The 13,359-nt window shown below is 69.2% G+C and carries 12 protein-coding genes; 5 read left to right on the top strand and 7 right to left on the bottom strand.

Features of this window, described 5'->3' with window-relative positions:
- Window positions 1–45: 45 nt before the first annotated feature.
- Window positions 46–738 (bottom strand): Sua5/YciO/YrdC/YwlC family protein, encoded by a 693-nt coding sequence (locus tag WG924_RS07970; protein ID WP_345932486.1) that lies wholly within the window; start codon window positions 736–738, stop codon window positions 46–48.
- A gap of 5 nt (window positions 739–743) precedes the next feature.
- Window positions 744–2,057 carry a hydroxymethylglutaryl-CoA lyase-like TIM-barrel protein gene (locus tag WG924_RS07965; RefSeq protein WP_345932485.1) on the bottom strand — a complete coding sequence of 438 codons (1,314 nt, stop codon included), beginning with the start codon at window positions 2,055–2,057 and terminating at the stop codon, window positions 744–746.
- A gap of 526 nt (window positions 2,058–2,583) precedes the next feature.
- Here WG924_RS07965 and WG924_RS07960 point away from each other — a divergent pair.
- Window positions 2,584–3,804: an amidohydrolase family protein gene (locus WG924_RS07960; RefSeq protein ID WP_345932484.1), complete on the top strand. Its 1,221-nt coding sequence runs from the start codon at window positions 2,584–2,586 to the stop codon at window positions 3,802–3,804.
- Between the two features lie 119 nt (window positions 3,805–3,923).
- Here the strand turns inward: WG924_RS07960 and WG924_RS07955 are convergent, their stop codons facing one another.
- From WG924_RS07955 to hemC, 4 genes are all read right to left on the bottom strand, one after another.
- Window positions 3,924–5,387 (bottom strand): heme biosynthesis protein HemY, encoded by a 1,464-nt coding sequence (locus WG924_RS07955; protein ID WP_345932483.1) that lies wholly within the window; start codon window positions 5,385–5,387, stop codon window positions 3,924–3,926.
- A complete protein-coding gene (locus WG924_RS07950) occupies window positions 5,384–7,021 on the bottom strand; it encodes a hypothetical protein (protein ID WP_345932482.1) in 1,638 nt (545 codons plus the stop codon). The genes WG924_RS07955 and WG924_RS07950 overlap by 4 nt, the downstream gene beginning before the upstream one ends.
- A gap of 166 nt (window positions 7,022–7,187) precedes the next feature.
- Window positions 7,188–7,961 carry a uroporphyrinogen-III synthase gene (locus WG924_RS07945; RefSeq protein ID WP_345932481.1) on the bottom strand — a complete coding sequence of 258 codons (774 nt, stop codon included), beginning with the start codon at window positions 7,959–7,961 and terminating at the stop codon, window positions 7,188–7,190.
- A gap of 46 nt (window positions 7,962–8,007) precedes the next feature.
- Window positions 8,008–9,018, bottom strand: a complete 1,011-nt coding sequence (gene hemC / locus WG924_RS07940) for a hydroxymethylbilane synthase (protein WP_345932480.1) — start codon at window positions 9,016–9,018, stop codon at window positions 8,008–8,010.
- A 185-nt stretch (window positions 9,019–9,203) separates the two neighbouring features.
- Here hemC and tsaD point away from each other — a divergent pair, with 185 nt between their 5' ends.
- The 4 genes from tsaD (at window position 9,204) to WG924_RS07920 (ending at window position 12,452) form a co-directional block, all read left to right on the top strand.
- Entirely contained in the window at window positions 9,204–10,316 is a 1,113-nt protein-coding gene (tsaD, locus tag WG924_RS07935) for a tRNA (adenosine(37)-N6)-threonylcarbamoyltransferase complex transferase subunit TsaD (RefSeq protein ID WP_345932802.1), read from the top strand.
- Between the two features lie 95 nt (window positions 10,317–10,411).
- Complete coding sequence (locus WG924_RS07930; RefSeq protein ID WP_345932479.1) at window positions 10,412–11,125, top strand: EF-hand domain-containing protein; 714 nt, start codon at window positions 10,412–10,414, stop codon at window positions 11,123–11,125.
- Window positions 11,126–11,424: 299 nt separating this feature from the next.
- Complete coding sequence (locus WG924_RS07925; protein ID WP_345932478.1) at window positions 11,425–12,141, top strand: AzlC family ABC transporter permease; 717 nt, start codon at window positions 11,425–11,427, stop codon at window positions 12,139–12,141.
- On the top strand, window positions 12,138–12,452 hold the full coding sequence (locus tag WG924_RS07920; RefSeq protein ID WP_345932477.1) for an AzlD domain-containing protein: 315 nt from the start codon (window positions 12,138–12,140) through the stop codon (window positions 12,450–12,452). Before WG924_RS07925 ends, WG924_RS07920 begins: the two co-directional genes overlap by 4 nt.
- Here WG924_RS07920 and WG924_RS07915 read toward each other — a convergent pair.
- Window positions 12,431–13,339 carry a LysR family transcriptional regulator gene (locus WG924_RS07915; protein WP_345932476.1) on the bottom strand — a complete coding sequence of 303 codons (909 nt, stop codon included), beginning with the start codon at window positions 13,337–13,339 and terminating at the stop codon, window positions 12,431–12,433. The genes WG924_RS07920 and WG924_RS07915 overlap by 22 nt on opposite strands.
- Between the last annotated feature and the right edge of the window lie 20 nt (window positions 13,340–13,359).

Genomic DNA, 13,359 nt, shown 5'->3' with positions numbered 1-13,359 from the left:
CCCCGATGGTCTGCTGCGACAGTCATATGCATCTGAAATGTAAGGTCAGATGCCGGTCCGGGACCGGAAGTCCGCGAGGCTTTGCTCGATGTATTCGTGGTTCACGCCTTTGCGCCGGAAGGTGAAATTGGTCAGATTGACGATGCTCGTCGCCAGTTTCTGATCGTTCCGGTATTTGGCGTCGCCCTTCTCGTGCCAGAAATCCACCCCCTCCAGAACCGGAGGCTGGACGTCGGCGAAGGTGTAGCGATTGCCGGTCGACGAGATGTTGCCCGACGAGCCGACCAGCAGCAGATCCTCGGCCAGCCCCTTTTCCACCAGCTTCTCGACGAAGGCGCCGGTCCGGATGAAGGTGGCGACGGTGCCGTTCTCGCTGCACTGACGCCGCACATGAGGGGTCAGCCGGTTGAACAGGCGGCTGTCGGGGTTGAGTCGGTTGATGACCGCGAGCGTGGTCATCTCCGACACCTCGGCGATCCAGTCGAGCAGTCGCGGGTCCAGCGGAATCACCAGATCGCGCAGCACCTCGATATTGCCGATGGTGATGCAGGGATTGGTGAGCGGCCGGCCCTTCACCTCGTACATCCGCCGGATCGAGCGTTCGGTATGGCCGATCAGCCCATAGCCGATATTCGCTTTCAGCAGGGTCAGGCCGCCGCCACGGATCACGTCGAGCACATGCTCGACCTCGGCATCGTCGATGATCTCGTCGTCGGGTTCGCCAAGTGCTACCTGCATCGGTCTCACGCTCCTTGAATGTCATGGGCAGCCAACTGGCGGTAGAGCGCCACCAGATCGGCATTGTCGTTGAACCGCTCAGGGTCGGGGCTGCGCATCACCGCCTGATAGACCGCTTCCAACTGGTCGGGGGCGAAGTTGATGCCGGCCTCGGTCAGCCGGGAGCGCAACACCGCGCGCCCGGAATGGCGGCCGATCAGGATCCGGCGCTCCCGTCCGAAATCGGCGGGGTCCAGGTATTCGTAAGTGATCGGGTGGTTGAGCAGGCCATGCTGATGCAGGCCGGCGGCGGTGCCGAAGACGTAATCGCCCAGCACCGCCTTGTTGCGACCAAGATCGACCGCCAGCGCCGCGGCGATGTCCTGGCCGGCTTCCGACATCAGGGCCAGATCGATGTCGTGGACAAGGCAGGTGTGGTCGGGGCGATAGCGGATCGCGGTCGCGATCTCTTCCAGCGCCACCAGTCCGGCGCGTTCGCCCAGGCCGCCGATGGCGCCCATCACGCCGGTGGCACCGGCGCCGATGGCCGCCAGCGCATTGGCGGTGGCCAGCCCCAGATCATCGGCGGGGGCGGCGATCACCGCGACATCGGGGCCGGCGAGACTGCGCAGCACCGCCACCGCGGCGGCGGTTTCGACCGGCAGCATCCGGCCGGTGGTATCGGCCAGGATCAGGCTGCGGGCGCCGTTCAGCAAGGCCGCCTGGACCATGGCCCGCAGGCGGTCGGGGGCGGCCGTGGCCAGGGCGGCGAAGACGACATGCACCTGTGCGATCCCGCGCAGCACGGCCACGGCATGGCCAAGCCCGCCCACCGGATCGGCAGCACCCGCCACGCCCCGATCAAGGGCCGGATCCGCGTTGCACTCCACCAGTGCATCGACCGGCGGGTCGCCGGCTGCGGCGGTGGCGGCTGTGTCGCGAAGAATGCCGGCCAGAGCTTCGGCATCCTCAGGGGCCGTGGCGCAGATGCGGATGATCTGCCGGCATATCCCGCGGCTTTCGGCCAGCAGCGCGCGATCGGCCGGGCGTACCGCCGGATAGCCGATCACGGCGGCATGAACGCCAAGCCGGTCCAGACGGACCAGAACCTGCTGGCGGCATTGCGTCGATGCCATCGCACCCCGGCCATCGGCCAGCGCGGCATCGACCAGCCAGGCATCGCGCATCCGCGACGCCTGGGGAAGATCGTGATGCATGTCGTCCACCCCTGCCCGGGCGTGTTTGATCATGAGCGCCGGCTGCCCGCCGCGATCATGCCCAAGACCCTCGCCCACCGTGGTCCAGCTCACCTTGTGCCGCGCGTCCTGCGCCATCGGCATCGGGGCCGATCCGCTGGGTTCCGTTCGGCTGTGCCGCCGCGACACCCGTGATGCCGGCCATGGTTGATCCATGGTCCGTACATGGCTGCCCTGATGTCGCGGGCGGTTTCAGGCATGTCTGTCCAGCCACCGGCCCCCCACGGGGCCGGCTGCCGTCGTGTGCTTCTACGGCTCTGTCACGTCGTATATGGTATGTTGGTTGATCTGATTTTCTGTAGATCAACCTAAAGCATCGCTATCTAAACGGCAAGCAGTTTGCTCAACCTGGGCGCGTGGCTCTGCCGAGCCGGTACCGTATCGCGAAACCGCCATCGCTATGGTTGCTCAGTCAGGATATACACCCGTTATTTCGCGTATAGAATGATCGTAAAAATTGACAATACCGTTTTCGGCAATCATTTTTGGTTGGAGTGAGCCATGGATATTCGCGCACAAGGTGATATGTCCGAGCCGTTTCAACATGTGAGACGGACACCGGGGGTGTCACGCGGTACAAGCCCGGCATCAAGCGAGGCGGAGCAGTCCGATGACCTATCAGTCCGTTCCGAACCAGGAACAGCGCGGCGCCTTTGCGTCCGCCGAAAAGAAGCACCCGTTCATCGATGCGGATTCACATATCGAGGATCATGACGGAATTTTCGAGCATCTCGACCGCGCATTCTGGCACCGGCGGCCGAAGATCGTCCATATCGGCGACATGATCGCACACCGCACCCAGCGCAACTATGCCTGGCTGATCGATGGCGAGATGCGCCCCAAGATGCAGGGCTATCAGGCATCGTGCCATGCCAGCCCGATCACCACCGATTATGCGCGGCTGAAACCGGTCAGCACCGCCATTCAGGGCATTCTGGACATCGACGCCTATTGCGCCAAGATGGACGAGATCCAGCTGGACGTGGCGACGATCTATTCGACGCTGTTCCTGCAGCCGCTGACCCGCGATCCACTGTTCGAGGATGCGCTGATGCGCGCCTATAACAGCCATATGGCGGAAACCTGCGGCCAGCGGCCCGACCGCCTGAAATGGGCGGCGCTTCTGCCGATGCGCCTGCCGCATCTGGCGGTGAAGGAAGTTCATCGTGCCAAGGCGCTGGGCGCCAGCAGCCTGATGGTGCTGGGCACGGTGGGGTCGGTGCTGCTGCACGACCGGCGCTTCGATCCGGTCTGGGCCGCGGCCGAAGAGGTGGGCCTGCCGGTCTGCGTGCATGTCGGCTGGGCGCATGACGGCATCGGCGAGGGGCTGGACAGTCCGGCCGCGGCTTTCATCCTGAATTTCGAGCTGACCATCGTGTTCGGCTTCTTCAGCTTCCTGGGCGGCGGCATCCTCGACCGCTTCAAGTCGCTGAAGGTGGGCTTCCTGGAAGGTGGCGCGAGCTGGTTCCCGACGGTGATGGACCGGATGGACAAATGGCGGGTGACGCCCGCGGCCGAGGTCTGGCCGGCCGAGAAGTCGCCGATGGAGTATATCCGCGAGCGTGAGATCTATTTCACAGTCGAGGGTGACGAGGCCAACCTGGCCGATTTCACCAATCTGATCGGTCCCGACCGCATCCTGGGGGCCGCGGATTTTCCGCATACCCATTATGCCGGCGGCAAGCTGGGCGAGGCGTTCAGTTCGATCCGCGAGCGCGACGACGTGCCCGACGATCAGAAAGACCTGATCTTCGGCCCGAATGCGATGCGCTTCTATGGCTTCAAGCCCGAGGACGTGTATTTCGGCAAGGCCGGCGCTGCCGCGCGCTGATCTGCCGGACGTCACATCGCTGCCTGGCGGCCCTATCGCCGCCTGACCGTCACATCATCACCTGATCGATCAAAACCCCGCCATGCCGGCCATTGCCGGGGTGGCGGGGTTCGTCGTGGTCAGGCGGCGGCCGGTGGCCGGCCCGGTGTGGGTGCTGCCGCGTCGAGCGGCGGGCGGATATCGGTCGGCGCCGGAGCCTCGGCACCTGATGACGGGGCTGGGTTGGACGACCGGGCGGGGTGGCCGGTGGTGCCGGACGCCGCCGGTACCGGCGCGCGGCCGGTGGCGACCGTCGCCGCCGCCGGATGACGCCAGGCGACCGTGTCGAAGCTGCCGCAATGATCGCAGACCGCCTCCCAGCGCCGGTGCATGGTGCCGCAACTGCTGCACAGCCAGCCGGGTGCCGGGCGGGCATCGGCGGCGCGCTGCCAGGCCTGGGCTGAGGATTGCCAGTCGCCCTCGGCCTCGGCGGCGCGGGCGGCGACGCGTTCGGCGCGGGTGTCACGATCGGCGACCGCGATCTTGTTGGCGGCATCGCGCGCCACGCCAAGAATGCCGGCATCCAGCGCGGTTTCCGCCACCAGCAGCCGGCTTTCCGGCAGATTGGGGGCGATCTGGGCAAGATCCCGGGCCCGCTTCGCCCGATCGGTGGCGTTGCTTTCGGTGCCCAGCAGGTCGACATACAGCCGGCCCAACTGCGGATGCGCCGCGGCGGCCCAGTTCTGTTCGATCATCTTGCGGGCATTGGGCAGCTTGCCGGCGGCGATCGCCACCTCGACCTGGGTGATCGCGGCTTCCGGGCGCTCGGGCGCCAGCCGGATGGCGGCGCGTGCCCGGTTCATCGCGTCGTCATGGGCGCCGGCGGCGCTTTCGGCCCGGGCCCGTTCAATCTCCAGGGCCGCCTGCCGGCGGCGCGACTGCTCGCGGTCGAGATGCTTGTGACGCTCAAGGGCGGTCAGCGCCGCCTCGGCTTCGGCCCAGTCGCCCTCGTCCAGCTTCACCTCGAACACCGTCTCAAGCGCCCAGCGCGTGCCGGGGCGCTTTGCCAGTGCGTCCCGCGCCCGGGCCACGGCGGTCGTGCCATCGCCCTGCCGGCGGGCCAGAGCGGCCAGACCGCGCAGGCCCAGTTCGGCGGTTTCCTCATGCTCCAGCATCCGCGTCCAGCGACGGGTGGCCTCGGTTGGGTCTTCGGCCAGTTGGGCCGATTGCGCGGCCAGCATATCGGCCAGCGGCTGGGCATCGAGCAGTCGTTCGGCGCGGGCCGACATGCGACGGGCATCGCGCGCATCGCCGGCGGCCACAGCGGCCAGCCCCTGGGTCATCGCCTTCAGTCCGCGCTGGCGGCGGCGCTCGGCGCGCCGGCGCATATAGCTGCGCGGGCCGGTGACCACCGAGGCCACCAGCCGCCAGACCAGGGCCAGCGCCACCAGCGCCAGCAGGGTCACCGCCAGGGCCACCGCGACGGTGGTGTCGATCCGCCAGCCCAGCCAGTCGAGGGTCAGGGTGCCCGGATGATCGGCCACCCACGCGCCTGCAAGGCTGAGGACGATGATGACCAGTACCAGCAGAACCACACGGATCATTGAGCGGCCTCACCTTGGCTGTTGGCGTCGGCACCGGATGCCGGTTCGGAAGCTGGTGCCGGCTCGAAAGCTGGCGCCGGTCCGGGCTCCGGGGCTCCGGACGGGGCGGCGTCCGGGGCTGAGGGCATGGACGCGGTTTCACGCGCGCCGGCCTCGAAGCTCGCCGACACGGCGTCGCCCAGAGCGGCGGCGGCGGCTTCCGCCTCCACCCGCGCGCGGGCGGCGTCGAGCCAGTCCCGGGCGCGCTCCTGCGCCGCGGGCGGCAGGTCGCCGGACCGGGCGATGGCGCCTTGCAGGTCGCCGGCGGCGATGCGCCGTTCCATCGCGGCCAGGGTCAGATCGGCTTCGGCCGCGGCATCGCTGCCGCCGGCGGCCTGCTGGCCGGTGCGGCGCACCGTGACCAGCCCGCGCAGTTCCGACAGCACGCCGCCCACCACGTCGTCGGCGGCGGGGCGGGTCTCGGCGGCCTGCAGGATGTCGGGCACCAGCGCCTTGAAGCGGCTTTCCAGATCGGCGCGGGTGGCGACACCCGCCGCCGCCATCGGCATCAGCCGGTCGGCCGCGTCGATGATCGCCGGATTGCCCCGGCCAAGGGCGCGGATCGCGCCCAGCGGCCCCTCGAAGGCGCGCCCGGCATCGAGTGCGTCCGATAGCTGGGCATCGGCCAGGGCCAGCGCGGTCAGGCGCATGGCATCGGCGGTGGGCGTGTCGGCCAGCCGGCTTTCGGCCAGGGCGGCGCGGTCCGACAGATTGCGGGTGGCACCTTCGACCGTGGCCAGCCGGTTCTCCACCGGCCCGATCCGGGCGGCGGTGTCGGCGGTGCGGCTGAGCTCGGCCTCAAGGCGCTGCACGGTCTGGGCCAGCGCCTCCATGCGGGCGGTCGCATCTTCCAGCGCCGCGACCCGCTCGGCCAGCCGGTCGCCGTTCAGTGACTGAAGCCCGCTTTCCACAGCGCCGAGCCGCTGTTCCAGCGCGGCCGTGTCGGGCGGCCCCTGATCCAGCCGTTGCTCAAGCGCGCTGATCCGGTCGCCCAGCGCCGGCTCCACGCCCGCCGGAGCGGCATCGATCAGCCCGCGCACCCGATCGGGGGCGGCGGTGACCACAACGCCTGCGATCACCACCAGCATCAGCGCCAGAACCGACACACCCAGCGCCACGCGGCCGGCACCGCCGGACCGGGCCGGGCCGCCGGCCGGCTGCGGCGTCACCAGCCGGCCGGCCGGCTGCGCGGCCGCTGGCTGGGTGTCGGCCGGCGGCGACAGGTCCGCCTCGGTCTTGCCAGTCGTGGTCTTGCCGGCCGTGGTCTTGCCGGTCGTGGTCTTGCCGGTGGCGGCCTCGTCGGTCGCAGTCTTGCCGGTCGCCGAGCTGTCTGGCCGGGATGCGCCCGTGGGCGGCACGCTCGCCGCCGGCCGGGTGGTTGCGGGCGGGGGTGTGGCGGGTGAGGACGCGCCACCATCGGCACCGGTTCCGGGAGCACTGGATGCGGACGCGGATGCGTCGGCGGCGGGGGGCTCGCCCCCGGCGGTCGGATCCTGGGTCACGGCTGCGGCCCTGGCCGCCTCAGTGTCTTTGGCATCTGTCTTCGCGGCATCGCTGCCGGTCTTTCCCGGTTTCGGCGTCCGGCTGTCGGTCATCGGGCGGTCTCCGTCTGGTCGGCATCCCCCGCCGAGGCGGTCGGCTTGCTCCCTTTGTCGCCGATCGGGCACGTCGAGGCAAGCCGCGTGGCCTCAACCACGCGGCTCCCCCATCCGGTTCCGATGTCTTGTCGCGTTTTCGCGCGCGGGCGATGCCGGCCGCGAGTCAGCCGCGGCCAGCCGGTTCATGGGCGGGCTCGTGGCCGGGGGGCGGCGTGCCGTTCGGGCCGGCATGGTCGATCAGCGCCAGCATCGCCTCTCCGGCGGGTTCGGCCGCGATCAGCAGCCGCCGCCAGGGCAGGCCGCGCGCCATCTCGGCCACGGCCGGGCTGAGGCACAGTGCGTCGATGCGGGTGAAACGGCTGGCGATGCCGATCCGCTCGATCTCGTCGAGGAACAGCCGCGCGGTGCGGGGCGAGAACAGCATCACGGCCGGGATCTGCCCCTGCGCCAGCCCGTCGGCCACCGGCGGCGGCAACTCGCCGATCGCGGCGGCGTCATAGCCCACCCGACGCTCGACCAGGAAGCCCAGTGCCGCCAGCCGTTCACCCAGCCGGCCGGTGACCACGCTGCCGGCGATATGGGCAAGCGGCCCTTCCGCCGGGTTATAGCGCTGGGCGCACAGCTCGGTCAGCCGGTCGGCGTCGCCGCCGGCCACGTCGATGCGGGTGAAGCCGGCGCGGCGCGCGGCCTCGGCCGTGGCGCGGCCGACGGTGGCGAGCTTCAGATCGCGACGATCGGTGGCGCGGGCCAGCGATCGGGCGCCGTTGGCGCTGGTCAGCAGCACGCGCTGCGCCCGGTCGAGCACACGCTCAAGATCGGGGATCGGGCGATAGCGCACGGTCATCAACGGCGCGATCATGGCCTGATGGCCCATGCGGTGCAGATGCTCCGCAAGGTGCTGCGCGTCGTCGATCGGTCGGGTCACCAGAATGCGCATGGCGGGATCGGGAGCTCCGTTGCGATAAGGACCGGGTGGTGTCCGGTCAGGCGGGGCCGCTGCCCGGCACCCATTGACCGGTGACGCCGGCGGCCCAGCGGGCGATATCGTCTCCGGCACGGTCGCGCAGGGCCTGCCCCACATGCCGGCCAAGCGCCAGGGCGGCGGCGGTGTCGCCCTGGCCGACCACGTGGGTCAGGGAGTCCTCCAGCACCGTGGTGCCGTCGGGGCTGGCAACCCGGGCGGTCAGGGTCATCGCCTGCGCGTCGCGGCCGGGCGCGACCGATCGCACCGCCAGCGCCGCGATCGGCGTGCGGCACGAACCGTCCAGCACCGCCAGCAGGCCGCGTTCGGCTTCAACCGCGACCGCGGTTTCAGGGTCGTTCAACGCCCGCACCCATCCGGCCGTGCGATCGTCGGCAGCACGGCATTCGATGCCGATGGCGCCCTGGGCCACCGCCGGCAGCATCACCGACGGGTCGATCGGGCTGCGGGCGACCTCGGTCAGCTTCAGGCGGTTCAGGCCGGCCATGGCCAGCAGGGTGGCGTCCATCCGCCCCTCGCGCAGCCGTTCCAGCCGGGTCTGAACATTGCCGCGCACCGGCACCACCACAAGATCGGGCCGGGCGGCCAGAAGCTGGGCCTGACGGCGCAGGCTGGCGGTGCCGACCACGGCGCCGGCGGGCAGGTCGTCGAGGGTGGCGGCGGTCAGCGACAGAAACGCATCGCGCGGGTCTTCCCGCGGCAGCAGCGCGCCGATGATCAGCCCCGGCGGCAGCTCGGTCGGCATGTCCTTCATGGAATGCACCGCCAGATCGATGGCGCCGCCGATCAGCGCCTCCTCGATCTCTTTGGTGAACAGGCCTTTGCCGCCCAGTTCCACAAGGGTGCGGTCCTGCACCCGGTCGCCCGTGGTGCGGATGATAACGACCTCGACCGCACCCGTGCGGGCGAGGTCGGGATCGATGGCGGCCAGCCGGCCGCGCACCTCGTTCGCCTGTGCAAGGGCGAGCGGGCTGCCGCGGGTGCCGATACGGAGAAGCGGATGCGTGACCATGACGGGCCTGTGTTAGTGCCTGAATTGCGGTTTGGGAAGTGGTAATCGGCGCCGGGAGCCGCTACCTCTTGCCGCGGATGACCGGCCATGACCGGCCGACATTGCGGGAAACCTGCCTGATGACCGCCCGGACCGCCACATATACCGTCGGGAATGCCGACGGAGAGACCCATTCCACCCCGTCGATGCGGCCGCTGATCTGCCTTGGGATCGAGAGCAGTTGCGACGAGACCGCCGCCGCGGTGGTGGTGTCGGATCCGGAGGCGCGCGCCGGCGAGGGCCGGCCGCTGGGCCATATCCGCGCCCATCTGGTGCTGTCGCAGATCGACGAACACAAGGGTTTCGGCGGCGTGGTGCCCGAAATCGCCGCCCGCGCCCATATCGACCATCTCGACCGGCTGGTGGCGGCGACGATGGCGGAGGCGGGGATGACGCTGGGCGGGCTGGATGCGATCGCGGTAACCAGCGGCCCCGGGCTGATCGGCGGCGTGATGGTGGGGCTGATGACCGCCAAGGGCCTGGCGCTGGGGGCGGGGGTGCCGCTGGTCGGCATCAATCATCTGGAAGCCCATGCCCTGACCGCGCGGCTGACCGACGGGGTGGATTTCCCGTTTCTGCTGCTGCTGGTATCGGGTGGGCACTGCCTGATCGCCGAGGTCACCGGCCATGGCCGCTATCGCCGCCTGGGCGCCACCATCGACGATGCGGTGGGCGAGGCCTTCGACAAGACCGCGCGGCTGCTGGGGCTGGGCTATCCCGGCGGGCCGGCGGTGGAGCGGGCGGCCGCGACCGGCGATCCGGCGCGCTTCGCCTTTCCCCGGCCGATGATCGGCCGGCCGGATTGCGATTTCTCGTTCTCGGGACTGAAGACCGCGATCCGCCAGGAGGCGCAGCGGCTGAAGGTTCTGTCGCATCAGGATGTGGCCGATCTGGCGGCGAGCTTTCAGGCGGCGGTGGCCGACAGCATCGCCGACCGGGTGGGCCGTGCGGCGAAAGCCTTCGTCGCCGGCCATGGCCGCGGCCGGGCGCTGGTGGTGGCGGGCGGCGTTGCGGCCAACACCGCGCTGCGCACCCGGCTGGCCAGTGTGGCCGTGGCCCATGGCCTGCATCTGGTGGCGCCGCCGATGCGGCTGTGCACCGATAATGGCGCGATGATCGCCTGGGCGGGGATCGAGCGGCTGATGCAGGGGCCGGTGGATGCGGACCAGGGGCTGGATCTGGTGGCGCGGGCGCGCTGGCCGCTGGACCCGAATGCCGAACAGGTCGCGGCCGGGGGGCGCGGCCGGCATCGCGGCTGATCAACCACGGTTGATGCACCGGTGCGGTTCTATCGCCCCGGCTGTGGCTTTTCGGGATAGAGTTAAGACTATCTTAACCTTGTCCGGGATGTCCGATGCCGCGTTTCACTCCCCTTCGTGCGGCCGCCCAGCGCGTGGCCATGGTCAGCGGTCTGACGGCGATCGCAGCCCTTGGCGCCTGCGCCCCTCAGACCGGATCGCAGCCCCTGAGCGGCGGTGCCGCGCCCACGGTTTCGGCGATGGCGCCGGCGGCGGGTGCCGCGCGCGTGCCGGTGATGATCAACGTGGTGCATGGCGGCCAGCCGGTCAGCGGCGCCACCTGCCTGATCGGCAATGATCGCGGACAGGTGCGGGTGACGCCGCCGGCGGTGGCCGAGGTGCCGGTTTCGGCGGCGCCCTTGCGGGTGGCGTGCAGCGCCGCCGGTCTGGTTCAGGCATCGACCCTGGTTCTGGCACCGGGGCCCGCCAGCGACACCGTCTTGGCGGCACCGCTGCTGGCCTGGGGGCCGCAGCCGGCATCGGCCACCACCACGACGGCCGCCACGGGCTATCCCGGACAGGTGATCGTGCCGCTGGCGCGCGTCGACGCGGTCGCCGCCGCCGCGCAACGCGGGTCCAGCCTGATCGATGCGGGCTTCGCCGCCGCCGACAGCGATGGCGACGGCCGGATCAGCCGCGCCGAATACGATACCGCCCTGGCCACCCTGGCCCGCGCCGGCCTGACCCCGCCCGCCACCGCCTTCACCGGCGCCGACAGCGATGGCGATGGCAGCCTGACACTGGCGGAGGCGCGGGTGCTGGGCAGGTGACGACGGTGGACGCCGATCGGGCGGGGCCGGCCGGACCGGGCGGCATCTGGGCCGCTTCGAGCGGCAGTCGGTGACAGCGCCGTTTCCGCATGGATCACGCATTCCTGCCCGATCGGGGTCTGCTTCATCAATTATCTTGATGGGCATTGTTATATTTATCGCTTCAAAGACACGGACGCTTTCCTGATAGTCGTCGAGCGGACAATCTCAGGCAGATCCGTCGGTGACGGCGTTGCCGATAGAAGAATATCACCGAACACGGATCAATCTCTCATTTCATCATGAGCGGGCGCGAAACCATGCGCGAACAGAAGGTGGATGAGCCGGCATCGGCGTGTATCCGGGGCGTGCGGATCAGCATGCCGATCGCGATCAGCTCCGGAATTCTGGGGATCGCATATGGGGCGATGTCCAACGCTCTGGGGATGCCGTTCGAGACCGCGCTGGTGTCGTCGCTGTTCATCTTCACCGGCGCAGCTCAATTCGCGGTCCTCATGTCTCTGGATGGCGATGTCGGCATATCGACGCTGTTTGTTTCGATTCTGGTCTCGCTTCGTCTGTTTCTGATGGCGGGCTCGCTCGGCGGGCACTTTCGGGGCCTGCCACTGTCGCGCCAGCTCGCAGCGCTGCCTCTTGTCAGCGACGGGTCGTGGGCGACGGCGATCGCGGAGCCTGACGGCGCCCGGTTTCGCTGGCATGTGTTCATGGCGGCCGGTGTCTCGATTGTCTCTCTGTGGACGCTCGGCACCGCGGCCGGACATCTGGTGTCGGCCATGTTGCCGGAGGCCTCGGTGGAGGCGCTCATGGCGTCGGGAACGATCTTTCTCGCCCTGTTGCTGCTGGTGGTGACCAGGGGGGTGGCCCGGTCCCTGTCGTCGGCGCCCTGGTTGCTGTCTCTGATCACCGCGGCCATCGCCAGTGGCCATATGATGCCCCTGTATGCCACGCTCCTGGGATTCGCCGTGGGCGGGGTGACGGCGCTGGTCGCGATCGGACGGCGTGGCGTGGGCGTATGACGATGTCGGATCCGTGGAGCGTCTTCTTTCTCACCCTGGCGGGTGTGACACTGTGCCGTCTGTCCGGCTATGCTCTGGGGCGATGGCTTCCCCGGTCACCTGAGGTGACGAAGGCACTCGACACATTGCCGGCCTGCGCCCTGGCTGCCGTGCTTGCGCCGCAGCTTGCGGCCCTCGAACCGCTGGGCATGGCGGCGACGGTGCTCGCCATCGGCCTTCTTCTCATGCGGGTGGGACTTCTTGCCTCGTTCACCTTCGGCTGTCTGGTTCTTCTGTCGCCGGTTATCCTTCAGGCGGTCAGGGAGGGATGATTCGGGCCGGGCTCTGGGCCGAGCGCCCTGAACTGCGCGCGCAGGAAAAGATCAAACGCCCTGACCGCTCCCCTGCCAGCGGAGGGCGCGCGCAGCAGCCTGATCTCGAAATCGGGGAGAGCGGGGAGACCATCAGACGCGCCGAGGATGCTTAGATCATCCGGCAGGGTGACATCCTTGAACACGGAGACGCACCAGCCCGCCCGGACGGCGGCCGTGACCGCCCCGACACTGGTGCTGACAAGGCCGGTATGCCACCGCCGCCCAGATCGGTCCAACGCGGCGGTCGCCCATGTCCTGAACAGGCAGCCGTGGCGGGACAGCGCGACCGGGAGCACCTGATGTGCGTGCGGGTCGAATCCCGGGGCCGCGCCCCAGACGGTCTTTCCCCGGTAAAGCAGGTCTCCCCCGATGAAGTCGCGTCCGGTCATGATCACGAGAATGTCGAACCGGGAGCCGAGCATATCAATGAATTCCGAGGTCAGGCCGGTCTCCACCTCGACGAGGACGTCCGGATGATCCTTGTGGAAGCGTCCGAGCAGCGGGGCCAGACGGGTTGTGGCGATATCTTCCATCAGGCCGAGACGGATTTGCCCGGAGACCTGCCCGGAGCGGATGTCCTCAAGTGCTGTGTCGTTGAGCGACACCAGCTCGCGCGCGTAAGACACCAGCTTTTCGCCCGCCGGCGTCAGCGTCGGCGGGCGGCTGCCGCGATCGAACAGATCCGCGTCCACCAGTTCCTCAAGCCGTTTGATCTGCATGCTCAGGGTGGACTGGGTCCGGTTGAGCCGGCGCGCGGCGCGGCTGAAGGTACCGGCATCGACGACAGCCACGAAGGCACGCAACAGAGATGGGTCCAGGTCTCTCACGGGGCCGTTCTTGTTCATGGCTGTTGAATCTCTCACCA

Source organism: Tistrella arctica, assembly GCF_039630945.1.
GTDB lineage: Bacteria > Pseudomonadota > Alphaproteobacteria > Tistrellales > Tistrellaceae > Tistrella > Tistrella bauzanensis.
The sequence above is the reverse complement of the archived record's forward strand: the minus strand, read 5'-3'. Positions and strand labels throughout refer to the sequence as shown.